The sequence below is a fragment of the Microbacterium sp. LMI1x-1-1.1 genome, from assembly GCF_040676205.1.
GTDB lineage: Bacteria > Actinomycetota > Actinomycetes > Actinomycetales > Microbacteriaceae > Microbacterium > Microbacterium aquilitoris.
In genome coordinates this window covers 963,416-983,488 of record NZ_JBEGHM010000002.1, presented here as the reverse complement: position 1 = coordinate 983,488, position 20,073 = coordinate 963,416, and the positions used below count along the sequence as shown (strand labels likewise).

Sequence of the window (20,073 nt, the reverse complement as noted above, 5' to 3'; positions counted from 1 at the left end):
GCGTCGCGGCATCCTGTCTGAAGCCGTCGCCCCGACGGCCGGTCGCCCGCGGGGTAGGTTGGAGGACGTGAAAGCCAGCTTTACCGACCAGCGCCGCCTCCTCGATCTCGCCGACGCCGACATCGCCGTGCGCCGTGCGGATCACGCGAGACAGAACCCCGCGCAGGCCGCACGCGTGAAGGAGCTGCTGGCGGAGCGCGCGACCCACTCGGCCGAGCTGACGCGTCGGCTCGGTGAGCGCGACGATGCGAAGGCCGAACTCGCCCGCATCCAGTCCGACGTCGCTGTCGTCGACGCCCGGACCGCGCGCGACAACGACCTGCTCGCCGCGACGTCGAGCGTCAAGGACGCCCAGGGGCTGGAGCACGAGATCGCTTCGCTCGCCCGGCGCAAGAGCGACCTGGAGGACGCCGAGCTCGAGGTCATGGAGCGTCTCGAGGCCGCCGAAGCCGCTGTGGCGGAGCAGGAGGCCCTCATCGCGTCGGTCAATGAAGAGGGGGCGCGACTGAGCGCCGAGGCCAAGGCGACCGTCGCCGAGGCGACCACGCGTCTCGAGGCTGCGACCCGCGACCGTGCCGCGATCGCCGCGTCGCTTCCCGCCGACCTCGTCGGCATGTACGACAGCCTCGCCGCTCGCGGGAACGGTGCCGGTCACCTGCAGCGTCGCACGTGCGGTGGCTGCCACATGGTCCTGTCGGGCACCGACCTCAACGTCGTGCGTGCCGCGGCGGAGGAGGACGTCGTCACGTGCCCGGAGTGCGGCTGCATCCTCGTTCGCGACGAGGACTCCGGGCTCTGACCGATCCGGAAGCTCCCTCGGACGGTCCCGTCCCGTGGATCGTCGTGGGCGCCTCCGAGGGGCGGATCGCCCTCGTCTCGCTCGATGTCGCCGGGCGGGCGGTCGACCGTGTGCTCGTCGATGCGTCGTCCCTCCGCGAGCACGTCCGTCGGGCGGGTGATACGACGCGGTGGGTGTGGAGCGACACCTCGCACTGGTATCCGTCGCTGATCGCCGCGGGAGTCCGTGTCACCCGCTGCCACGACCTCCGCCTCGTCCACGCGATCCTGCGTGACAGCGCCCTCGCAGTCGACACCGACGCGCTCCGACGGGCGACGGAGTGGGATGCCGCGGCATCCGTCTCGGACGACGGTCCGAGCGCCCTCTTCGATCTCGACCCCGGCTCCCGCGAGGCGCCGCACGACATCGATGCCGCGATCGCCGAGTTCGAGCGGCAACGGCGGGTGATCGGCGCCAGTGCTCCCAGCTTGCGGCTGCTCGTCGCGGCCGAGTCCGTCGGTGCCCTCGTCGCGGCCGAGATGCACGCGGCGGGCGTGCCGTGGGACGGGCGGGTCCACGACGAGATCCTGACCGCGATGCTCGGCGAGCGGGACTCCGGCGGCCGGCCACCTGCGCGCATCGTCGCCCTGGCGGGCGAGATTCGCGGTCTTCTCGGGGATCCCGGCGCGAGTCTCGATTCGCAGCCGAAGCTCCTGCGGGCGCTCCATCGCGTCGGCGTCGCCGCGACGTCGACGAGCAAGTGGGAGCTGAAGGAGTACGACCACCCGGTCGTCGCACCGCTCCTGGAGTACAAGCGGCTCATGCGGATGTACACGGCGAACGGGTGGGCGTGGCGCGACGAGTGGGCGCCGGAGGGCCGATTCCGTCCCGTGTACGTCCCCGGCGGTGTCGTGACCGGCCGGTGGGCGTCGTCGGGCGGCGGGGCGCTGCAGCTGCCGCGGCAGCTTCGACCCGCCGTCCGCGCGGACCCGGGATGGACGCTGGTGGTCGCCGACGTCGCGCAGCTCGAGCCTCGGGTGCTGGCGGCGATGTCGCGGGATGCCGCCCTCGCAGACAGCGCGCGCGATACCGACCTGTACGAGGGCATCGTCTCGCGGGGCGTGGTCGGTACCCGCTCCGAGGCGAAATTCGCCCTGCTGGGCGCGATGTACGGCGCGACGACGGGGGACAGCGGCCGCCTCGTCCCGGCGCTCCGACGGGCGTATCCGCGGGCGATGGGACTCGTGGACGACGCAGCCCGTGTGGGCGAGGAGGGCGGCGTCGTCTCGACCTGGCTCGGGCGGTCCAGTCCACCTCCGTCGCCCGGATGGCGCGCGGTGCAGAGTCGAGCGGGCGATCCCGACGCGACCGAGACGGACCGCACCCAGGCCCGGCGCATCGCGCGCGACCGGGGCCGGTTCACACGGAACTTCGTCGTGCAGGGAACCGCGGCCGAATGGGCCCTCGCGTGGCTCGGCGATCTGCGGGCGAGGCTCGCGCTGCTGCCGTTCGTCGGTGACGAGGATGCCGCACCCCGGTCGGGCGCGCTCCACTCGCGGCAGGCGCATCTCGCGTTCTTCCTCCACGACGAGGTCATCGTCCACGCACCCGCCGCGCATGCGGAGCAGGCGGCGGAGGCGGTGCGCCAGGCCGCGGACGCGGCGACCCGGCTCCTCTTCGGCGACATCCCCCTCGACTTCCGCCTCGACCTGCAGGTGCGGGTCGACGCGGCGAAGGACTGACCGCCGCGACGACTAGACTCGACCCCGCGAATGGGTCGGCTGGACGGTCGCGTGGCGCGAGAGCGCACCGAGGAACGTCCGGGCTCCACAGGGCAGGGCGGTGGGTAACACCCACCCGGAGTGATCCGCGAGACAGTGCCACAGAGAGCAGACCGCCCCGGTTCCGACCGGGGTAAGGGTGAAAGGGTGGTGTAAGAGACCACCGGGGTCGTGGTGACACGGCCCGCACGGTAAACCTCGCCCGGAGCAAGGTCAGACAGGGGATGCCGACGCGGCCCGCCGAGTCCCCGGGTAGACCGCTGGAGCGGCACGGCAACGTGTCGCCGAGAGAGATGACCGTCCACGGGGTTTCGACCCCCGGACAGAACCCGGCGTACAGGCCGGCCCATTCGCCTATTCCGTCCTGACCTGCTGCTTTGTCAGCCCTGGCTGTCCGCAGTCCGCACGGGGTCCGCAGGAGCGCCGAGAACGCTGTCGACGGCCTCCCGCGTGCGGTCGTCGGAATCCGCCCACATGTGCCCGTAGGTGTCGAGCGTCTCGGTTGCCGACTTGTGTCCGAGGCGCCCCTGCACGGTCTTGACGCTCTCGCCGTACCGGATGAGCAGGCTCGCGTAGTAGTGCCGGAGCGCGTGCATGCCGGTGCCCGTCGCGTCCGTGAGGCCGGCCGCCTGAGCTGCCGGACGCCAGAGGTGCCCGAACCGCTGTCGCGTGATGCCCTTGCCGTTGAGCGTGAACAGCAGCTCGCCGTCGCCGACGTCGAAGCGCGCGAGGTGATCATTCAACGCAGCTACGACGACGTGGGGGAGTGGGACGGTTCGGACGGATGCCGCGGTCTTCGGTGGTGCGAACGCAGTCTCGCCCTTCGACTTCGTCACGAGCTGTCGGTCGATGGTGACGGCGGGATTCTTGCCGAGCAGTCGGATGCGATCACGGGTGAGCCCGAGGGCCTCGCCCTGCCGAACCCCCGTTCCGGCCGCGAGGATGACGAGGGTGCGCAGTTCGGCAGGCACATGCTCGGCGAGGAGCTCTACCTGAGCGGTCGTGAGCGGCTGAACGCGGGCCTTGGATACGTCGGGCAGGGATATGCCGTCACAAGGGGTCGAGGCAAGCTTGCGGTCACGCACGGCCGCGCGGAAAACGGATGCGACGACGGTGTACACCACGCCGATCGTCGCGGGGGAGAGCGCCTTGCGCTTCGTCTTAGGGTCGTCGACAGTCAGACTCTTCACCCAGCCTTGCACCGTCGTGCGGAGGATAGTTCCGAGCGCCCGATCTCCGAGAGTGGGGTAGGCGTGGCGCTCGAGGTGCCCACGGTAGAGAGCGGCTGTCGCGTCGCGGTGCACCTGCGCGGCAAGCCATATGTCGGCGTATGCGCGGAACGTGAGCCTACTGGCGTTCGGGTCGACGTACTGCCCGGACACGACAGAGGTTGTCACTTCGTCGAGCCACCGCTGCGCGTCTCGTTTGAGCTTGAAGTGCTTCGCGTGCTCTTTTCCGGCTTCGTCGAAGTACCGCGCCCGGAACTGCATTCCGACGCCGTGTCGCGTGCTGCGCTTCCTGGAGCCGTCGGCATCTCGTATGTGCCAACGGTCCTCCACATACTTTCTCATGATCGTCCCGAGCCAACGCGGACGCCCGATGTGCTCGTATCAACCACGATCGCCTCTATAGCCGGTCGTTCTCATGTAGAAGTTCAGCATGGACCCGGGCTCCGCCGGATCCGGGGCCGACAAGGGATACGGGTTCGAGCGATCGACAGGTGTGTCACCCTCAGCGACGTTGACGGCCCACACCTCGTACGTCTCGGCGAGCTCGATCGGGCCTACTCGGACCTCCTGGAGTACTTCGTGATGTTCCGTGACTCCGAGGTCATGATCGTCCGCAGCGATTGCCAGGTCGAGGCGCGCGTGATTGTAGGAGTGGATGGCCCTAATGGCTGAGTCTCTGAGTTTCCGCACCCTATCGACCATGTCGGCCATGTCGCGCTCGAAAGCGCTTCCGATGATCTGGTGCACGTTGCTCAAGTTCAGGATCGGCAGAAGGTCCTCCGCCTCCGCAAGGCGGAGCGGGCGGTCCCCCTTTTCGATGGACCAAACCGTCGACTGTGACCACTTCCACCCCAGCGCTTTCATCTGTGCGGCGAGTTCGCTCTGCGAGATGGAGCCGCGAAGCCTCGCGAGATTCTGGCCAATCTGGACGTCTCTGGACATGAAGCAAAGATAACCACGATTCCTAGTTGCCACTACCGGAAACGCGGGTTACAGTAATTCCCAGTCGCTACAACTGGAATAGGGAGTTAGGAGGGACCATGACCATACCCGCATCACCGCGCCCGAGGTTCTACTTCGTAGATGAAGTGGCGACCGAGCTTCGTCGGACGGCGGCATCAGTTCGTTGGCTGATCCACACGAAACAGATCAAGGCCGGCAAGATCGGCGGACGCACTGTCGTTGCCGCTGAAGAGCTCGACCGCATCATCAACGAGGCATTCGCGTAGGCCGTCTAGACAGTCTTGTTGCCGACGCGGGAACGCCCGAACACCCCACCGAGGAGCAGGTGTCGCCCGATACTCGGCTAACTTGCCTCGGCCTGCGCCGTTTGGCGACCCAAAAAGAAAGGGCCGGCTCATCCACTGCCATGGAGGAACCGGCTTCATCCACCCGGAGGTAGATCAATGCTGGACACCATCCTAGCAACACCCAGCTCGGACATTCACCCCGAGCTCTCAACGTCGGCACGGGCCGAATCCCCGTCACGATTTGAGCGCGAGGAGGTGCAGTCGTGACCGTGAATCACTACGCGGCCCGGAAGGCCATCGACACCGCTCTCATCTCTGGTGGTGACATCCGCGCACTCTGCGGCGAGCACTTTACGCCCTCCCTCCGTGTCGGAAGTGGCGGGAAGGCCGACGATCCGGGCGCCGAGATTTGCGCCGAATGCCAGGCCCTCCTTGACCTGATGGGCGACCTTGAGTATCTCCGCGACGAGCGTGACCGCCTCAACCAGCGGATCAAGGATGCCGAGCGCCACCTGGCAGACGCGCGTCGTGAGAAGCACCTCGAGAAGCCGGCCTTTACCTGATGGCTGACGCGATCGGGATGCTTCACGACCTCGTGCGACGGGTCAAGTCACTCGAGGACGGCAGACCGCCCCACCCCAATGGCCAACCCGCCCGTGCGTCTGGCAGGCCAAGTCTCGTGCTGCCCGCTGACCCGGACAGTGCGGCGATCATCCGATACCTCCAGACCAGCCACACGAAGACAGCAGAGGACCGCGACGTCGCGGCCGTCCGCGCATGGTTGACGACACGAAAGCAGACACGATGACCACCACCAACACGAACGTCAGCACGCTCGTCCGCGACGCTTCGACCGCCCTCGGCGAGATGCGTGCCTCGATCGCAGACATCGTGACGCGCCGGCAGAATCTCATGCTCACCGCCTGCGCAGGGCTTCACGCCTCGGGCGTCGATGCCCGCATCGTCACCGCCCGAGGCACTCAGCCTTTTACCGCGGGGGAGCATGGGTCTCTCACGATCACCTACGACGTGTTCCGCGGGGTGACGACGTCCCGGACGAGCTTCAACCGTACGGACGCGCGACGCGACCCCGGCCCGTTCACCGGCCGCGGCCTCTTCAGCGGAGGCATCCTCTACGACGCCCTCGGCACGTGGGAGGTGCTGCTCGTCGACGACAACCAGCTGCTCATCGCTCGCTTCGAAACCGGAGGGGAAGAGCAGGCGCACCGGAAAGCCGTCGCCCGCCTGCGAACCCTCGCGAAGCACGACGACCTCCGCGTCAGAACACGTGACCACGACGTCACCCTCATGGACCCGATGGGCAACACCGTCCACGAAGGCACCGTCACTACCGCTCACGCGTTCATCCTCAACATCGACATCGACAACGCGGTCCCCGCATGAACACCTGCCCGAAGTGCGGGTGGTGCCAGCTCGAGCACACCACGCAGGACGAGTTCGAGCGGGACGGGCACTTCGGCGCGATCATCGACGCGAAGGCGGGCGACAGCGAGGTCCGCGTCTACGGATCCCACCTGATACCCATAGACGGCTTCGACACTGACGAATGGACCGCAACGCTCGACCTAAGCGAGTGGAGCATCACCGCGCGCACCGTCACCGAGCTCGAAGCCGTCATCGGCCGTGAATTTGCGGACCTCCGCGCGATCGTCGACCAGATGGAGACGGCCGTCCGCGCTTGGCACTCCTCCCTGCCCGCGTAGCGGACACCTGGGTCGGATGCCCCACCTGAGTCAGGTGACTCACCTGTGTCGAATGACACACCTGAGGAAGATTCCTCACCTGATGCGACTGCATCACCTGTTGCGCATGCAACACCTGGCGCAGGTGCCCCGCCCCCGGCCAGCCCCCTGCCGTAGCTCAGTGGATAGAGCAGCCGCCTTCTAAGCGGACAGTCGCAGGTTCGAATCCTGCCGGCGGGACCACCCACGCCTCACGACACCCGAACGCCAAGAGAGGACCCGAAATGGCCATCAGCCCCGAAAGACACCGCATCGCGGGGGAGTACCTCGACAGAGCAAAGCAGCTCACCGACACTGCCGCCGAGCAGGTCGAGGCAGCCCGAGTGCACGCAGAACGTATGGCTACGAGCACCGCACACATCGCAGTCATTGCCCGCTCGTACGGGTGGACGGGCAAGCAGATCTCGCGCCGTCTCGGCATCAGCCGGCGCGAGCTCCGGGTGCTCCTCCGCGAGCACGAGCAGGTGACCACCTGATGCCCCGCGAACACGCGAACATCCGGCTCGACATGTGGGGCGACTCCGACTGGCGTTCGCTGACGCGTGACGCCCAGTGGTTGTACGAGCTTCTTCTCACTCACCCGGACACCAACCGAGCCGGCGTAAGCGACTGGCGACCCGGGCGGCTCGCCCAGATGTGCACCGGGACGACGGCCGCCGACGTGAAGCGCATGGGAACGGAGCTCGAGCTGAAGCACTTCATCGTCATCGACGAGGACAGCGAGGAGGTCCTCGTTCGGTCGTATGTGAAGTACGACGGGGTGCTGAAGCAGCCCAACCTCGCAATAACGATGGCGGCCGACTGGACGGGCGTCGCGTCGCAACGACTCCGCGGTGTGATCGCTTTCGAGGTCCAGCAGTTGCGAATCCGGAAGCCGGAGCTGGCCGGGTGGAAGTCGGAGCAGCACCTCGCGACGTTGCTCTCATCTCCCGCCATCAATGTGAAGGCTGACCCATCCACCGACCCATCGGTTGACCCATCGATTGACCCCAAACCGAAGGGTGGAAGTGACCCATCGGCTGAGGGTCCTCCTACTACTACTGGGACTGAAACAGGGACGAAGACTTCGTCTTCCACGGCGAAGCGAAGAGAGACACCTCTTCCTGCCTCGTGGGCACCTACAAGTGCGCACACCGAAAGAGCCAAGACGGCGGGTATCGATGTCGTTCGCGAGGCGGAAGCGTTCCGTTTGCACGCGGAGACTCATGACCGCCGCGCGGCCAACTGGAACGCAGCCTTCACGACCTGGCTGATCAAGGCGCCCGGGCTGAAGGGAGCGGCCGGCTTGTCTGCAGCCCGGCGCGACTCCGATGCGTGGATGCAGGGCGGGCAGTCAACCGCTGGGTGGCAGCGCCCCCGGGCCGAGGGCGCTGCCACGTGACCGCGGCGGAGGAGAACCTGCTTGGCGCGCTCATCATCGAGCCCAAAGCGACCCTGAGGACAATCGAAGGCCTCGTCTCCGCCGACGACTTCACAGACGCGCGACACGGTGCCGTGTTCTCCGGGCTCATTGCGGCGGTCGCGAAGAACATGCCGATCGACGTCGTCGCGGTCGACAGCCACTTCCACGAGTGGGGTGCGTCGTCACTCAACCCTGCTGACGTGTGGCTGTGGACCGACGCGCAGCGGATGGTCCCTCACCGTGCCTTCCAGTACGCGCAGGTCGTCCGCGCCGAATCGGTCCGCAGGCAGCTCCGGGATGTGATCTCGCAGACGGCGGAACGCGTCAAGAACGGGGAGCCGGCTCTCGACGTCGCATCCTCCGCGGTGTCGGCGCTCACGAGCCTTGTCGATGGAGCGTCGTCTGGCACCTTGCAGACGAAGACCCTCGGGGAGGTCTTGTCAGGCGTCGACACGTACGACTGGGTGATTCCGGGTCTGCTCGAGCGGCAGGACCGTCTCGTCGTGACTGGGGGAGAGGGCGCAGGAAAGACCATGTGGATGCGACAGCTGGCGATCCTCTCCGCATCCGGCATCCACCCGGTCACCTTCGGGCGCATCGAACCCGTCGAAGTGCTCGTCGTGGACGCGGAGAACACCGAACGCCAGTGGCGGCGTGCGACTCGGTGGATCGCGCAGAACGCCGCCAGGGAAGGGGCGCGAGACCCGGCAGACGTCGTGCACCTCACGGCGGGGAAACGCATCGACATCACCAAGGGGTCGCACCTCGCTGAGATCCACCGCCTCATCGACCACCACAAGCCGGACGTCCTATTCATAGGACCGCTCTACAAGCTCGTCTCGAAGGCGATCAACTCGGACGACGATGCCGCACCCCTCATCGTCGCGCTCGACTCTCTCCGCGAGCGGAACGTCGCGCTCGTCATGGAGGCCCACGCCGGCCACTCCATCGGCTCGTCCGGGTATCGCGACCTACGCCCGCGCGGCTCATCAGCTCTGCTCGGCTGGCCCGAGTTCGGGCTGGGCCTCCGGCAGGTACCCGATATGGATGGCGTCGTTGACGTCGTCCGATGGCGCGGTGACCGCGACCAGCGCGACTGGCCGAACCAGATGTACCGCGGCCAGGACTGGCCATGGGAAGCGTGGCAGCAATGACACGCCCACAACGAAAGGACACACATATGACACGCACAAACACCGCGACGCGCGTAGGCGGCGTCGAAACGGGGAGCCCCCTATTCGTCAAGGTCGCCGACCTCTGGGTCAACCCGTACTCCGTGGCGAGCATCACGCCCATTGCTGACAGCGAATCGAGGATCGTGTTCATGTCTGGGCAGCCCGTAGATGTGAACCTCCCCGCCAACAGCGTGGTTTACCTGCTCTCCGACCAGGCGATCGAGACGCCTGCCCGATACCAGTTCGTTGGAGGAGGCGAGGAAGGCGATGGCCAGCATCGGCGTTAGGCGCCTCCCAAGCGGGGAGATCCGCTACCGGGTACAGGGACGTCACGAAGGGAAGCAGCTGCAGGAGAACTTCATCCACCTCGGGGGCGCTCAGCAGTTCAAGTCACTCGTCGAACGCGCCGGCTGGCCCGCAGCCCGCGCCGTTGTCCGAGCGCGACGAAACACCGACCCCGACGCTCTCACCCTTGGGGCATGGACCGACAAGTACCTCGACCCCGCTTCCGGTCTTTTGACCGGCATCGAGGACGCCACCCGAGAGGGATACAGGCGAAACGCCGAACGATCGTTCATCGCCTACCTCGGACAGGTCCCGGTCGCCACACTCACCAGGGCAGACGTCGGCCGATGGGTGAACTGGCAAGAACAGCAACCAACATCACGACGACCCGACCGGCCCATCTCGGCGAAGACAGTCCGCAACTATCACGCGCTCCTATCCGCAGTGATGACAGCCGCGGTGGACAGCGGCATCCGACCGGACAATCCCGCTCGCAAGACACGCCTCACTCGGGGGCAGGCGCGCGAGGGCGTGTTCCTGTCCGTCGACGAGTACACGACCCTCCTCCACTTCATCCCCGAGGGGTTCACCTCGTTCGTGATGTTCCTCGCGAATACCGGATGCCGTTGGGGGGAAGCGACCGCGCTGACCTGGGGCGACCTGGACGCACGCGTCACCCCGGCCACGATCCGAGTCGACAAAGCGTGGAAGAAATCAGCGGGTGGTGGGCCAATCCTGAAGCACCCGAAGTCGTCTCGAGCTCGCCGGACGATATCCGTGCCACCCGACATCGTTGACGCGCTCGGGAAACCCGGTCGTTCCGACGCGCTGATCTTCGCGAACAGCAACGGCAAGCACCTATGGATGGGACGGTTCCGCGCGAGCGTCTGGGACCCCGCCGTCGAGAAAGCGATCGACCCCGAAGCGTGCGAACCGTACGGGCTCGTCCCGCTGCGGCGGAAGCCGACCCCGCATGACCTCCGCCACTCTCACGCGTCCTGGCTTATCGCCGGGGGAGCGCCCCTCCCTTTCGTGCAGGCCCGCCTCGGACACGAATCCATCACCACCACGATCAATACCTACGGTCATCTGCAGCCCGACGCCCACGTCCGAATGGCCGACATGATCGGCGCGGCCCTCGCAGGAACCCGACCCATGCGCCAGCTCGATCACCCAAAGGAGACCTTGTGACCGAACCGAGCAGATACTGCCACCGACACGAAATCGATCCCACCCACGAGAACACTGCGACGCACGGCCGCTACTGCACCAGCTGCTGGGCCCGGCTCGATATGCCCCTCACCCAGGCGGGAGAGATTGCCGGCCATCTCGTCGGCAACATGGTCACCAGCGGCACCGCCGGAACCGACAAAGTCGACACGGCGAGCGACTCAGCACCGCTCCCGTTCAACCAAGCCGCATTCGACGACGTCAACCATCTCTACGCGACTCTCGTGTACTGGTCCGGACACTGGGGGAGCATCCTCGATCAGAAGCCTGTCCGAGTCCTCGCGGGATCCTGGCGGGACAACAACGGGACCATCGTGGGCTTGCCGGTCGGCGTCACGGCCGCTCAAGCGGCAGAAGCCGTCGGAGTAGCCGCGCACTGGCTCAAGATTCGACTCGACGCGATCCTCGCCACCACCCACACCAGCGACATTGACGCGATGGGGGAGCAGTTCCGTGACATCTGGCGGATGAACGCCCGATGGCCCCGCGCCACCCAGGCCGCCTACTCGCAGGTCCCTTGCGGGCAAGACGACTGCGGCGCGCGCCTCGCTGTCTGGCCCCCCGCGTTCCCAGGCGACTCGCGCCGCGTCGTCTGCGCCGCCGGACACTTTTACGCCGAGGACGACTACGAAGCCCTCGTTATGAAATACGCGAAGGAGCAGAAGGAGAAGCGACAGGAGCAGGCGAAGACCGATCGCATCGCACAACGCCTAGCCAAGAAGTACGGAATCGGAGCCCGCTGACGCGCTTGTCAAGCACCTCCGATGCCAGTCGGGAGTAGGAGACACGACCACAAATGGCGTGCCAGCGGCGCCCCGATGTGGTTATACTCGTGGTGTAGGTCGCAACCCAACGGGGATGCGGCCTTTTGTGTTCTCGCCGAAAGCCGGTGTCCTCCAGCCCGGCGAGCCGGGTCGAGAGGCCCCCGACATCGGGTTAGGGGTCACACAGGTAGCTGCCGTAGCTCAGCCGGTAGAGCCATCGGTGCGCGGGTTCGAACCCCGCCGGCAGCACAAGGGGGCTTTCTGTCTATATTCACGATCGCGCTTTATAGCGTGGCGACTTGATCCCCCGTTCTCGAAACCACGCGACGCGCTCTGCATATTCAGAGGGAGGATCCGGGAGATCGGAGATGGGTTTCAGGCCCTGAACTCCGATCCCGAATCGGTAGTCAAAGAAGGAGATGGGGTCTGCTCGCAGGAGGCTGCGCTCCTGTTGAAGGTCAGCCGACGCACCTTCGGGGTCGAGGCTCCATTGCCGAATACGCTGCGCTATCCGATCTGCTCGAGCTGGCCCTACTCGATCCAGGATCTCGCTGCCCGCCGAGGGCCAATATTCATCCCACACGGCATCCGGCATGTGAACCGCATCCGGCATGTTTCTCCAAAGACCCTCAATCTCGGCGGTTGTCAACTCGAGTAGTGCATCCGCGCCGGGGACCACGCTTTGGCTGAGTATCGTTGTCGCTTTATCGCGAAGGGTGGGGCCGTGTCGGTCAGGGCCGACGTCGTCGAGCTTGACGATTTCCCAACTCACCCACTTGGACGCCGCAATGCACCAGGCCATCAAGGCCCGCGCTTCCTCGACAGCCATCGCTTGGAGCCTGTGTCTCTGCTCATCCTCGGCACGTTCGGCAGCAGCAGATTCCCGTTGACGCTCTACCTCGTGAGCTAAGGCTGTTGCCCGGGCGGAAGCTACCAGGGCGGCTACGGATACGAACACTGTCGCGGCGCCAACTCCGAGTGGTATCCAAATCTGCGACCACCACGTGAATGTGTCTCGACCAGCATCACCGGGAATTAGCCCTCCCAGGACAGCCCACGCGATCATCAAAATCGCGCTCGCCGCCGCTGCTCGAACTGCATTCTGCCCCATTCCCCAACTCAACTGGCTCTTCAGAGCTACCGAGTCAGCGACACGCTGGCGGGTGCGCGCTCGGCACCCACACCACCTATACGGGCGCATTATCCGGTGGATCTGGACCGCCGACGTCCGCGCCACAGACCCCGACCTGTACCGGAAGGCACGCTGACCATGCCCACCTGCGAACACTGCGATCGCGAGTGGAACAACCAAGCCAGCGCCTACACCTGCTGCACTGAGGAGGACGAACGATGACGTCACCCACCCCGCGCTACCAGGTGTACCGAGACGGCAAACCCGTCGACGGGTTCCCTTCCAACCCCGACCGCTCGTGGGCGGAACGTGACCGCGACTCGATGAAGGACGCCGACCGCGACCTCAACCGCGGGAAGCACCGGTACAGCATCCGCAAGGTCACCACCTGATGACCGATCCGAACCGGGCTGGGGGTTTCCCTCACGCCGCGTACAAGGTCAGCACGAGCACCGGCACCCGCGAGCTCACCGGATGGATCCGAGTCGACGAGTTCGGGTACTGGATCCTCAACGAGACCGACCTTGTCCTCCACGTCGCCCACGGTTCCCTAGTCAGCATCGAACCCGCCACACCCGCAGTCAGCTCGACTGCCGAGGCCGCACGCGACACCCTCCGCACACGAGCAGGACGGTAACCACCGATGCCATGGGAACGGGCACGCCCCACTCACGTCCCCACCAGCATCCGCGACGCCTGCCTCACACGAGACGGACACCGGTGCACCGCCACCCTCAACGACGGAACACGCTGCCCCGCAACAACAAACCTCCAAGCCGCACACCACGGCCAATGGAACCCAGGCGAACGCACCACCGTCGACATGGTCCGCACCCTCTGCCACTGGCACCACAACCGTGAAACCCAGCAACAAGCCGCCAACGCCCGACACCGACCACCGAGCGCCAACCACCCACGGGAACAACACCCAGGACGACGCTGACCCCACCCCAGGACCCCCCACCCCCCACCACAGGGTCGCGGGGAGTTGCTGTGATTCCCGGTCTGTACGGGTCTGGGGTTTCTGACCCGCTCTGAGCGCGGATCCCGAAACGGGGTCGTGTTCGTTCCCGAAACGGGGTGATCGCTGATGGCTGGTCGTGGTCCTGCGCCGAAGCCTTCGGGTCAGCGCGCTCGGCGGAACAAGGATGTCGTGGATCTGCGGGTCGTCGAGGTTCAGCCGGTAACGCAGCCTGATCTCCCGTCGTTCACCGTGGCTGTGTCGCGGAACGACGAGCTTGTATACGAGGAGTTCCAGTGGCCGGCGATGACGCTGGACTGGTGGTCGATGCTCGAGCATCATCCCCTCGCGTCGGAGTTCATTGAGGCGGACTGGGCGTTCCTGATGGAGACGGCTCGCATTCACGCGGAGTTCTGGTCGGGGAAGATGTCGCTGGCCGGTGAGCTCCGGCTGCGTGAGGCCAAGTACGGTTTCACGCCGGAAGATCGGGCTCGGCTGCGGATCCAGTTCGCCCAGGCAACGTCGGCCGAGGTCGAGAGTGCGGAGCGGGTCAGTCGGATCGGCTCCTCTCGCGATCGCATGAAGGGGATCCAACGGAAGGACCCGGCCTGATGCCTTGGGTACCTCAGACTGAAGGTGACTTCCCAACTCTCGGTTGGTCTGTCGCCGACCAGATGGCGGAGTATCTCGGGCGTCCTGATGCTGGCGACGATGACATCTTCGACCCGTTCGTCCTCACTGTCGAGCAGCAGGAGTTCCTGAACGAGCTGTACCGCATCGATCCCGCGACGGGGAAGCGGCTCATCCACCGCGCTTCGCTGGTGCGTCCTCGCGGTTGGGGTAAGTCTCCGTTCGTCGCGGCCATCATGATCGCGGAGGGCATCTTCGACGTTGTCCCCGATGGGTGGGACGCCGAGGGTCAGCCTGTCGGGAAGCCGTGGTCGAAGGTCCGCACCCCGTACGTCGCGATCGCGGCGGTTTCGGAGGAGCAGACGAAGAACACGTGGGAGCCCCTGCTCGAGATGCTTCGTCAGGGCAACGCTGTCGACGAGTTCGGCCTTGAGCCGATGGATTCGTTCGTCGCCCTCGAGCGTGGGCGCATCGTCCCGATCACATCGTCGGCGAACACCATCAAGGGTTTCAAAGCGGTCGCTGCGTCGATGGACCAGACGGAGACGTGGCTGCGGGGTAACGGCGGCATAAAGCTCGCTCAGACCCTCCGCAACAACGCGACAAAGCTCGGCGGCGTGACCATCGAGACCCCGAACGCATACACGCTCGGCGAACGGTCGGTCGCTGAGGCGACGTTCCAGTTCTGGGACGACATCAAGTCCGGGAAGTACGAGAACCTGCAGGACGTCCGGTCGGTGTACTTCGACCACCGTCCCGCGCCGGCTGACACGCAGATCGACGACATGGACTCGCTCGTCCACGGGCTACGCGTCGCGTACGGCGACTCCGCGAAGCACCCCGAAGGGTGCGTCCTCCACGACCCGCCCTGCGAACCCGGATGGTTCGACGTGCACCGTGGTGCGCTCGACTTCTTCGACACCGCGAACGACCCAGCCGTCATGCGGGCCGACTTCCTGAACCAGATCGACGCGGCCCGCGATGCGTACGTCACCGACCCGGAGATCCGCGCTTGCGTGGACGCCGGCCGCGACAAAACAGTCGGGCGCTCGGAACCAGTCACCCTCGGGTTTGACGGCTCCGAGGGACGCAAGGACAAGCACATCGCTGACTCGACGGTTCTCATCGGCTACTCGGTGACACAGCGTCACTTCTTCGTGATCGGCATGTGGGAGCAGCCTGACGGCCCAGCCGGTGAAGGTTGGCGTCCACCGAAGCTCGAGATCGAGCAGGCGGTCGCGAAAGCATTCAAGGACTACAACGTCGTCGGCTTCTATGCGGACCCGTCCGCTGGATGGGCTGGCGAGGTGAAGCAGTGGGAAGCCGCGCATCACAAGCGCCTGAAGGCGAAGATGAGCGTCGCTGAGCCGATCCGGTGGCGGCAGAAGGACATCTCCCGCACGACGGACACGTTCGAGCAGCTCTACTCGTCGATCCGACAGGGCGAAGTCACCTTCGACGGCAACCCAGCGATCATCCGTCACTTCCTCAACGCGCGTCGCGATCCTCGCCGATCGGGGTACGTGCTGAAGAAGGCCGACGACAACCAGGACTACGGCAAGATCGACGCGACCTACGGGGCGGCGTTCGCTTTCGCCGCCGGCAACGACGCGCTCGGTAAGGGCGTCACAGCGAACTCGACGAAGCGGATGCCGCGTCAGCTCAGGTAGGGGGTACCAATGGCGAGCACGCCCGAGGAATGGCTCCCCATCTTGGCGAAGCGTATGGATGCGCGGGCGCCGCGGATCGCGGAGCTCCGACGGTACGCGTCAGGTGACGCTCCGGTGCCGGAGATGGGTGCGAACACGAAGGCGTCGTGGGCTGCGTTCCAGCGAAAGGCCCGCACGAACTATGCGGGCCTCGCGTGCCAGTCGCTCGCGGGCCGCATCGTCCCGACCGGTGTCAGCGTCGGTGCGAGCCAGACGAACCCCGCCGTGGTCGCGCTGCGACGCATCTGGCGGGACAACCGCCTGTCGATCGTCTTCGCTGACGCCATCCGCAACATGCTGTCCGTCCGTGTCGGCTACCTCATCGCGGGTGTCCGCGACGGTGAACCGATCATCACGTCGGAGCCGCCCGAGAAGGTCATCACAGCGCCCGATCCGACGCAGCCGTGGCGAGCCCGCGCTGCACTCCGCGCCTGGCGTGACAACGACGACGAGAAGGACTACGCCTACGTGTGGGTGCCTGGCGTGCGGCAGCGTTTCCAGCGCTCGGTGAAGACCGACAGCGGAACCATCCGCGGCGTGGTCACGGGTGGTTGGGAACCGGCCGGTGAAGCCGAGCTGTACGAGGGCCCGGTGCCCGTCTTCGCGATGGAGAACGAGGACGGTGTCGCGGAGTTCGAACCGCACATCGACGTCATCGACCGCATCAACCTCGGCAAGCTGCAGCGTCTCGTCGTGACCGCTCACCAGGCGTTCAAAGCACGAGCGCTGAAGGGCCTTCCCGATAAGGACGAAGAGGGCAACGACATCGACTGGGGCAAGCGCCTCGACTTCGCCCCTGGCGCGCTCATCGACCTCCCCGAAGAGGTCGACGTGTGGGAGTCCGAAGCTGTCGACATCCGCCCTCTCCTCGAAGGGGAGAAGACAGACGCCCGCGACTTCGCCGCTGTCATGCGTACCCCGATCGACGTGTTTATCCCGGAGGGACAGAACCAGTCGGCCGCGGGCGCAGCGAACGCGCACAAGGGCGAGATCCAGAAGGCGAAGGACCGCATCAACCGGGTCAGCGCGCCGATGGAGGGTGTCCTGCTCGCGTGCCTGCGGGTGAAGGAGCTCGAGACCGAGGAGACCGTGCAGGTCACGTTCGAATCGCCCGAGCACATCTCCCTGACCGAGAAGGCAGCCGCGGCTGTAGCGGCGAAGGGCGCGGGGAAGTCGCAGCGGTGGATCGACCAGCACATCTGGAACATGTCACCCGACGAGATCAACCGTGAAGAGACAGACCGCGCCACAGAGCAGCTGCAGTTGATGGCGCTGACGGGAGCGATCGGCGATGGCGGAACTAACGCCTGACACCCTCACTGACGCGTACATGCGGCAGTCGACGGAGCTCCGCGACCGGGTGCTCGCCTTCGCTGTCGCGCTGTGGGCTGGCGCCGCCTCACTCCGCGACGCGGACGTCGACCGTCTCGTCGAACGGCTCCTGCCGGTCATGCGCGGCGGGATGATGCAGACCGGCCGACTCACGAACGCGTACGTGCGGCGGCTGGCCGAACTAGCCGGCGTCAGGGTGACCACGGTCGACGTCCCCGATGATCTCGTCGACTACCGAGGGGTGTCGCAGGAGACGGTGTACCGCCGCCCCGCGGTCACGGTGTACACGGCGTTGTCGAAGGGGCAGGAGTACAGCGCAGCCCGGGACGCTGGCCTCGCCCGCCTCCGCTCCATCGTCACGACGGACATGCAGCAGGCCCGAAACCGGCAAGCACGCGACGCGTACGCCAGCACGGGGTTCGACTACACCGTCCGCACCCTCTCTGGGGCTGAGAACTGCGCGCTGTGCGTCATCGCATCCACCCAGCGGTATCAGCTGTCTGAGCTGCAACCGATCCACCCCGGTTGCGACTGCGGGGAACGCGGCGTGACTGCTGGCAACGACCCAGGCCAAGTGATCGACCAGGGCTTGCTCGACGAGGCTTACCGCCTCATCGACCAGAAGCTCACCAGCGGCGACCGCTCACCGGAACTCGGAGAGAAGCGCACGTCGCGGGGCAAGAAGCTCTCCGACCTGACCGACCTCATCATCACCCGGGAGCACGGCGAACTCGGCCCCACGCTCACGTGGCGCGACCAGGCCTTCACCTCGAAGAGCGACCTGGACCACTGACTTCCCGCCCAAGCGGGACGCGACGCACCGAAACGGGCGTCGACCATCACTCCGAAACGGGGAACAACTCATGTCCGACACCGACCCCACCACCGACCCGCAGCCCGAAACGGGCGAGCTTGAGAAGGCTCGCGCGGAAGCCGAGAAGTGGAAGGCCCTCTCCCGCAAGAACGAGGAGCAGGCCCGGGCCAACGCCGACAAGGCCAAGCGGTTCGACGAGATCGAGGAAGCGAGCAAGACCGAGCAGGAGAAACTCCTCGCCCGCGCCGAAGCCGCCGAGAAGAAGCTCGCCGAACGCGACGCCAAGGACGCGGCCAAGTCGCTCGCCACCGAGATCGCAGATGCGAAGGGCGTCCCCGCGGCGGCCCTCCGAGGCGCGACGCGTGAAGAGCTCGAGGCGCATGCCGACGAGCTCCTCGCCTTTCTGCCGAAGCCGCCTTCCGCACCGTCAGCTGACGGTCAGGGCGAGGGCGACCCCATCGGCGACGGCGACATGTCGGCAGACGACATCGTCAACGCGGCCACCAGCCGCTGACACCCCGCAGACGTTCGCCACGAACGCTCTCGGGCCACACCAACCATCCAAGGAGGAATCGTGGCAAACATCTTCGTGAAGGGGCAGAAGTTCGCGCAGACCGCGCTGGCACTGCTCCGCAAGCAGGTGAAGGCCCCCGGCCTGTTCACCTACAAGTTCGGCATCGCGGACTTCCGCGGCGCTGAGGGCGACGTCGTCAACATCAAGCGACCCGCCGTCCTCGTCGCACGGGAGAAGCCGTGGCGCGGTGACGACGCAATCGTCGTTGACCGTCTCGCGAACTCCAAGATCCAGGTTCGGCTCAACCGCCACATCTACAACGCGGTCGCGCTTTCCCCGGAGGAGGAGACGCTCGACGAGGTCGACTACGTCCGCGACGTCCAGGCACCCCAGGTGCAGGCAGTCCTCGACTTCTTCGAGAACATCGTCGTCGGCGCGCTCCGCGCCGCCGCGTTCGTCTTCGGAGTCACCTTCAACCCGGCCTCCGGGTCGGCGGTCGAGAACGATGCCCGCAAGGTCGCCATCCGTGCCCGCAAGCTCGCGCAGAAGGCTCACTGGCCCCTCGCCGGCCGCTACTGGCTCGTAGGCCCGAACGTGTCCGAGGCCATCGCCTCCCACGACAAGCTGCTCGAGGTCGACGCTGCGGGTCTCCCCGAAGCGCTCCGCGACGGTGTCGTCGGCAAGCTCGGCGGCTGGACCATCATCGAACTCGACGCGCTCGGCGACGACGAGTCGTACTTCGTCCACGAGACGGCTATCGCGATCGCCAACGTGGCCCCCGCCGTCCCCAACGGCGTCGCCAAGGGCGGTGGTGTCGCGGCCGGCAACGGCCTCGCCGTCACCCAGCTGTGGGACTACGACAGCGACCACCTGAAGGACCGCTCGATCGTTCACGCCTTCGCTGGCGCGACGGCTGTTCTCGACCCGGAACAGAACCCCGACACCGGGGCCATCGTCCGAGACGAGAACGACGAGGTCGTCCTGAAGTTCCAGCGTGCCATCAAGGTCACGTTCGGCGCTGGCGGCTCCGAGAAGGCCAGCTACACGCTGACCATCACCGGCGCACCGACCGGCGGCACCTTCACGGTGACCATCGACGGTCAGACGACCGACGCGATCGCCTACAACGCGAGCAACGAGACCATCGCCTCCGAGATCAACGAGCTCACCGGCGTGTCCGGCGCGAAGGTCTCCGGCGGTGCGTTCCCGGCCAACGCGAAGACCCTCACGCTCAACGAGCGTGCGACCGTCTCCGCGACCGGCGCGTTCACCGGCGGCACCAGCCCCGCCATCACCGTCGCGTAACAGCGACCCACTGAGAGGA

General features: G+C 66.3%; 23 protein-coding genes, 2 tRNA genes and 1 other RNA gene. 23 read left to right on the top strand and 3 right to left on the bottom strand.

The annotated features are described in order from the left end of the window. Positions 1-67: 67 nt before the first annotated feature. The 3 genes from MRBLMI1x_RS12540 to rnpB all read left to right on the top strand — a co-directional run bounded on the left by MRBLMI1x_RS12540 (position 68) and on the right by rnpB (position 2,912). Positions 68-799: a zinc ribbon domain-containing protein gene (locus MRBLMI1x_RS12540; protein ID WP_018186656.1), complete on the top strand. Its 732-nt coding sequence runs from the start codon at positions 68-70 to the stop codon at positions 797-799. Continuing rightward, positions 757-2,520 (top strand): bifunctional 3'-5' exonuclease/DNA polymerase, encoded by a 1,764-nt coding sequence (locus MRBLMI1x_RS12535; RefSeq protein WP_363459412.1) that lies wholly within the window; start codon positions 757-759, stop codon positions 2,518-2,520. Before MRBLMI1x_RS12540 ends, MRBLMI1x_RS12535 begins: the two co-directional genes overlap by 43 nt. A 31-nt stretch (positions 2,521-2,551) precedes the next feature. Next, positions 2,552-2,912, top strand: an RNA gene (rnpB, locus tag MRBLMI1x_RS12530) — RNase P RNA component class A. Positions 2,913-2,939: 27 nt separating this feature from the next. Here rnpB and MRBLMI1x_RS12525 read toward each other — a convergent pair. Next, positions 2,940-4,130 carry a tyrosine-type recombinase/integrase gene (locus tag MRBLMI1x_RS12525; protein ID WP_363459130.1) on the bottom strand — a complete coding sequence of 397 codons (1,191 nt, stop codon included), beginning with the start codon at positions 4,128-4,130 and terminating at the stop codon, positions 2,940-2,942. Between the two features lie 39 nt (positions 4,131-4,169). Next, entirely contained in the window at positions 4,170-4,730 is a 561-nt protein-coding gene (locus MRBLMI1x_RS12520) for a helix-turn-helix domain-containing protein (protein WP_363459128.1), read from the bottom strand. A 98-nt stretch (positions 4,731-4,828) separates the two neighbouring features. Here MRBLMI1x_RS12520 and MRBLMI1x_RS12515 point away from each other — a divergent pair, with 98 nt between their 5' ends. The 12 genes from MRBLMI1x_RS12515 (at position 4,829) to MRBLMI1x_RS12460 (ending at position 11,906) form a co-directional block, all read left to right on the top strand. Further along, positions 4,829-5,017, top strand: coding sequence for a helix-turn-helix domain-containing protein (locus tag MRBLMI1x_RS12515; protein WP_363459126.1), 189 nt, complete (start codon positions 4,829-4,831; stop codon positions 5,015-5,017). 284 nt (positions 5,018-5,301) lie between these two features. Then, positions 5,302-5,601 carry a DUF3039 domain-containing protein gene (locus MRBLMI1x_RS12510; protein ID WP_363459124.1) on the top strand — a complete coding sequence of 100 codons (300 nt, stop codon included), beginning with the start codon at positions 5,302-5,304 and terminating at the stop codon, positions 5,599-5,601. A 241-nt stretch (positions 5,602-5,842) separates the two neighbouring features. After that, on the top strand, positions 5,843-6,442 hold the full coding sequence (locus tag MRBLMI1x_RS12505; RefSeq protein ID WP_363459122.1) for a hypothetical protein: 600 nt from the start codon (positions 5,843-5,845) through the stop codon (positions 6,440-6,442). Beyond that, positions 6,439-6,762 (top strand): hypothetical protein, encoded by a 324-nt coding sequence (locus MRBLMI1x_RS12500; RefSeq protein ID WP_363459120.1) that lies wholly within the window; start codon positions 6,439-6,441, stop codon positions 6,760-6,762. Before MRBLMI1x_RS12505 ends, MRBLMI1x_RS12500 begins: the two co-directional genes overlap by 4 nt. A 146-nt stretch (positions 6,763-6,908) precedes the next feature. Next, positions 6,909-6,984: transfer RNA gene (locus tag MRBLMI1x_RS12495), tRNA-Arg, on the top strand. A 155-nt stretch (positions 6,985-7,139) separates the two neighbouring features. Further along, complete coding sequence (locus tag MRBLMI1x_RS12490) at positions 7,140-7,277, top strand: hypothetical protein (protein ID WP_363459118.1); 138 nt, start codon at positions 7,140-7,142, stop codon at positions 7,275-7,277. Then, positions 7,277-8,182 carry a hypothetical protein gene (locus MRBLMI1x_RS12485; protein WP_363459116.1) on the top strand — a complete coding sequence of 302 codons (906 nt, stop codon included), beginning with the start codon at positions 7,277-7,279 and terminating at the stop codon, positions 8,180-8,182. The genes MRBLMI1x_RS12490 and MRBLMI1x_RS12485 overlap by 1 nt, the downstream gene beginning before the upstream one ends. Continuing rightward, complete coding sequence (locus tag MRBLMI1x_RS12480) at positions 8,179-9,357, top strand: AAA family ATPase (protein ID WP_363459114.1); 1,179 nt, start codon at positions 8,179-8,181, stop codon at positions 9,355-9,357. The genes MRBLMI1x_RS12485 and MRBLMI1x_RS12480 overlap by 4 nt, the downstream gene beginning before the upstream one ends. 26 nt (positions 9,358-9,383) lie before the next feature. Continuing rightward, complete coding sequence (locus MRBLMI1x_RS12475) at positions 9,384-9,665, top strand: hypothetical protein (RefSeq protein ID WP_363459112.1); 282 nt, start codon at positions 9,384-9,386, stop codon at positions 9,663-9,665. After that, the gene (locus MRBLMI1x_RS12470) at positions 9,646-10,854 is read left to right on the top strand and encodes a tyrosine-type recombinase/integrase (protein ID WP_363459110.1); all 1,209 of its coding nucleotides are present in this window, start codon (positions 9,646-9,648) and stop codon (positions 10,852-10,854) included. The genes MRBLMI1x_RS12475 and MRBLMI1x_RS12470 overlap by 20 nt, the downstream gene beginning before the upstream one ends. Beyond that, complete coding sequence (locus MRBLMI1x_RS12465) at positions 10,851-11,636, top strand: hypothetical protein (protein ID WP_363459108.1); 786 nt, start codon at positions 10,851-10,853, stop codon at positions 11,634-11,636. The genes MRBLMI1x_RS12470 and MRBLMI1x_RS12465 overlap by 4 nt, the downstream gene beginning before the upstream one ends. Before the next feature lie 211 nt (positions 11,637-11,847). Next, positions 11,848-11,906 (top strand) — tRNA-OTHER (locus tag MRBLMI1x_RS12460). A gap of 22 nt (positions 11,907-11,928) precedes the next feature. Here the strand turns inward: MRBLMI1x_RS12460 and MRBLMI1x_RS12455 are convergent. Then, a complete protein-coding gene (locus tag MRBLMI1x_RS12455) occupies positions 11,929-12,486 on the bottom strand; it encodes a hypothetical protein (protein ID WP_363459106.1) in 558 nt (185 codons plus the stop codon). 521 nt (positions 12,487-13,007) lie between these two features. Here MRBLMI1x_RS12455 and MRBLMI1x_RS12450 point away from each other — a divergent pair. From MRBLMI1x_RS12450 to MRBLMI1x_RS12415, 8 genes are all read left to right on the top strand, one after another. Further along, the gene (locus tag MRBLMI1x_RS12450) at positions 13,008-13,181 is read left to right on the top strand and encodes a hypothetical protein (RefSeq protein ID WP_363459104.1); all 174 of its coding nucleotides are present in this window, start codon (positions 13,008-13,010) and stop codon (positions 13,179-13,181) included. After that, positions 13,181-13,426, top strand: a complete 246-nt coding sequence (locus MRBLMI1x_RS12445; protein ID WP_363459102.1) for a hypothetical protein — start codon at positions 13,181-13,183, stop codon at positions 13,424-13,426. Before MRBLMI1x_RS12450 ends, MRBLMI1x_RS12445 begins: the two co-directional genes overlap by 1 nt. A gap of 516 nt (positions 13,427-13,942) precedes the next feature. Continuing rightward, the gene (locus tag MRBLMI1x_RS12440) at positions 13,943-14,362 is read left to right on the top strand and encodes a hypothetical protein (protein ID WP_363459100.1); all 420 of its coding nucleotides are present in this window, start codon (positions 13,943-13,945) and stop codon (positions 14,360-14,362) included. Positions 14,363-14,424: 62 nt separating this feature from the next. After that, positions 14,425-16,050, top strand: a complete 1,626-nt coding sequence (locus MRBLMI1x_RS12435) for a hypothetical protein (protein WP_363459098.1) — start codon at positions 14,425-14,427, stop codon at positions 16,048-16,050. 9 nt (positions 16,051-16,059) lie between these two features. Then, positions 16,060-17,400, top strand: coding sequence for a phage portal protein (locus tag MRBLMI1x_RS12430; RefSeq protein ID WP_363459096.1), 1,341 nt, complete (start codon positions 16,060-16,062; stop codon positions 17,398-17,400). Further along, positions 17,381-18,214 (top strand): hypothetical protein, encoded by an 834-nt coding sequence (locus tag MRBLMI1x_RS12425; protein WP_363459094.1) that lies wholly within the window; start codon positions 17,381-17,383, stop codon positions 18,212-18,214. Before MRBLMI1x_RS12430 ends, MRBLMI1x_RS12425 begins: the two co-directional genes overlap by 20 nt. A gap of 70 nt (positions 18,215-18,284) precedes the next feature. Further along, on the top strand, positions 18,285-18,749 hold the full coding sequence (locus MRBLMI1x_RS12420) for a hypothetical protein (protein ID WP_363459092.1): 465 nt from the start codon (positions 18,285-18,287) through the stop codon (positions 18,747-18,749). 60 nt (positions 18,750-18,809) lie between these two features. Continuing rightward, positions 18,810-20,054: a hypothetical protein gene (locus MRBLMI1x_RS12415; RefSeq protein WP_363459090.1), complete on the top strand. Its 1,245-nt coding sequence runs from the start codon at positions 18,810-18,812 to the stop codon at positions 20,052-20,054. Positions 20,055-20,073 lie beyond the last annotated feature (19 nt).

What these genes read in the sequence shown, in the direction of transcription:
- MRBLMI1x_RS12525 (WP_363459130.1), bottom strand. Translation starts at nt 4,130, where the DNA reads ATGAGAAAGTATGTGGAGGACCGTTGGCACATACGAGATGCCGACGGC.
- MRBLMI1x_RS12520 (WP_363459128.1), bottom strand. Translation starts at nt 4,730, where the DNA reads ATGTCCAGAGACGTCCAGATTGGCCAGAATCTCGCGAGGCTTCGCGGC.
- MRBLMI1x_RS12515 (WP_363459126.1), top strand. Translation starts at nt 4,829, where the DNA reads ATGACCATACCCGCATCACCGCGCCCGAGGTTCTACTTCGTAGATGAA.
- MRBLMI1x_RS12505 (WP_363459122.1), top strand. Translation starts at nt 5,843, where the DNA reads ATGACCACCACCAACACGAACGTCAGCACGCTCGTCCGCGACGCTTCG.
- MRBLMI1x_RS12500 (WP_363459120.1), top strand. Translation starts at nt 6,439, where the DNA reads ATGAACACCTGCCCGAAGTGCGGGTGGTGCCAGCTCGAGCACACCACG.
- MRBLMI1x_RS12490 (WP_363459118.1), top strand. Translation starts at nt 7,140, where the DNA reads ATGGCTACGAGCACCGCACACATCGCAGTCATTGCCCGCTCGTACGGG.
- MRBLMI1x_RS12485 (WP_363459116.1), top strand. Translation starts at nt 7,277, where the DNA reads ATGCCCCGCGAACACGCGAACATCCGGCTCGACATGTGGGGCGACTCC.
- MRBLMI1x_RS12475 (WP_363459112.1), top strand. Translation starts at nt 9,384, where the DNA reads ATGACACGCACAAACACCGCGACGCGCGTAGGCGGCGTCGAAACGGGG.
- MRBLMI1x_RS12470 (WP_363459110.1), top strand. Translation starts at nt 9,646, where the DNA reads ATGGCCAGCATCGGCGTTAGGCGCCTCCCAAGCGGGGAGATCCGCTAC.
- MRBLMI1x_RS12455 (WP_363459106.1), bottom strand. Translation starts at nt 12,486, where the DNA reads ATGGCTGTCGAGGAAGCGCGGGCCTTGATGGCCTGGTGCATTGCGGCG.
- MRBLMI1x_RS12450 (WP_363459104.1), top strand. Translation starts at nt 13,008, where the DNA reads ATGACGTCACCCACCCCGCGCTACCAGGTGTACCGAGACGGCAAACCC.
- MRBLMI1x_RS12445 (WP_363459102.1), top strand. Translation starts at nt 13,181, where the DNA reads ATGACCGATCCGAACCGGGCTGGGGGTTTCCCTCACGCCGCGTACAAG.
- MRBLMI1x_RS12435 (WP_363459098.1), top strand. Translation starts at nt 14,425, where the DNA reads ATGGCGGAGTATCTCGGGCGTCCTGATGCTGGCGACGATGACATCTTC.
- MRBLMI1x_RS12430 (WP_363459096.1), top strand. Translation starts at nt 16,060, where the DNA reads ATGGCGAGCACGCCCGAGGAATGGCTCCCCATCTTGGCGAAGCGTATG.
- MRBLMI1x_RS12425 (WP_363459094.1), top strand. Translation starts at nt 17,381, where the DNA reads ATGGCGGAACTAACGCCTGACACCCTCACTGACGCGTACATGCGGCAG.
- MRBLMI1x_RS12420 (WP_363459092.1), top strand. Translation starts at nt 18,285, where the DNA reads ATGTCCGACACCGACCCCACCACCGACCCGCAGCCCGAAACGGGCGAG.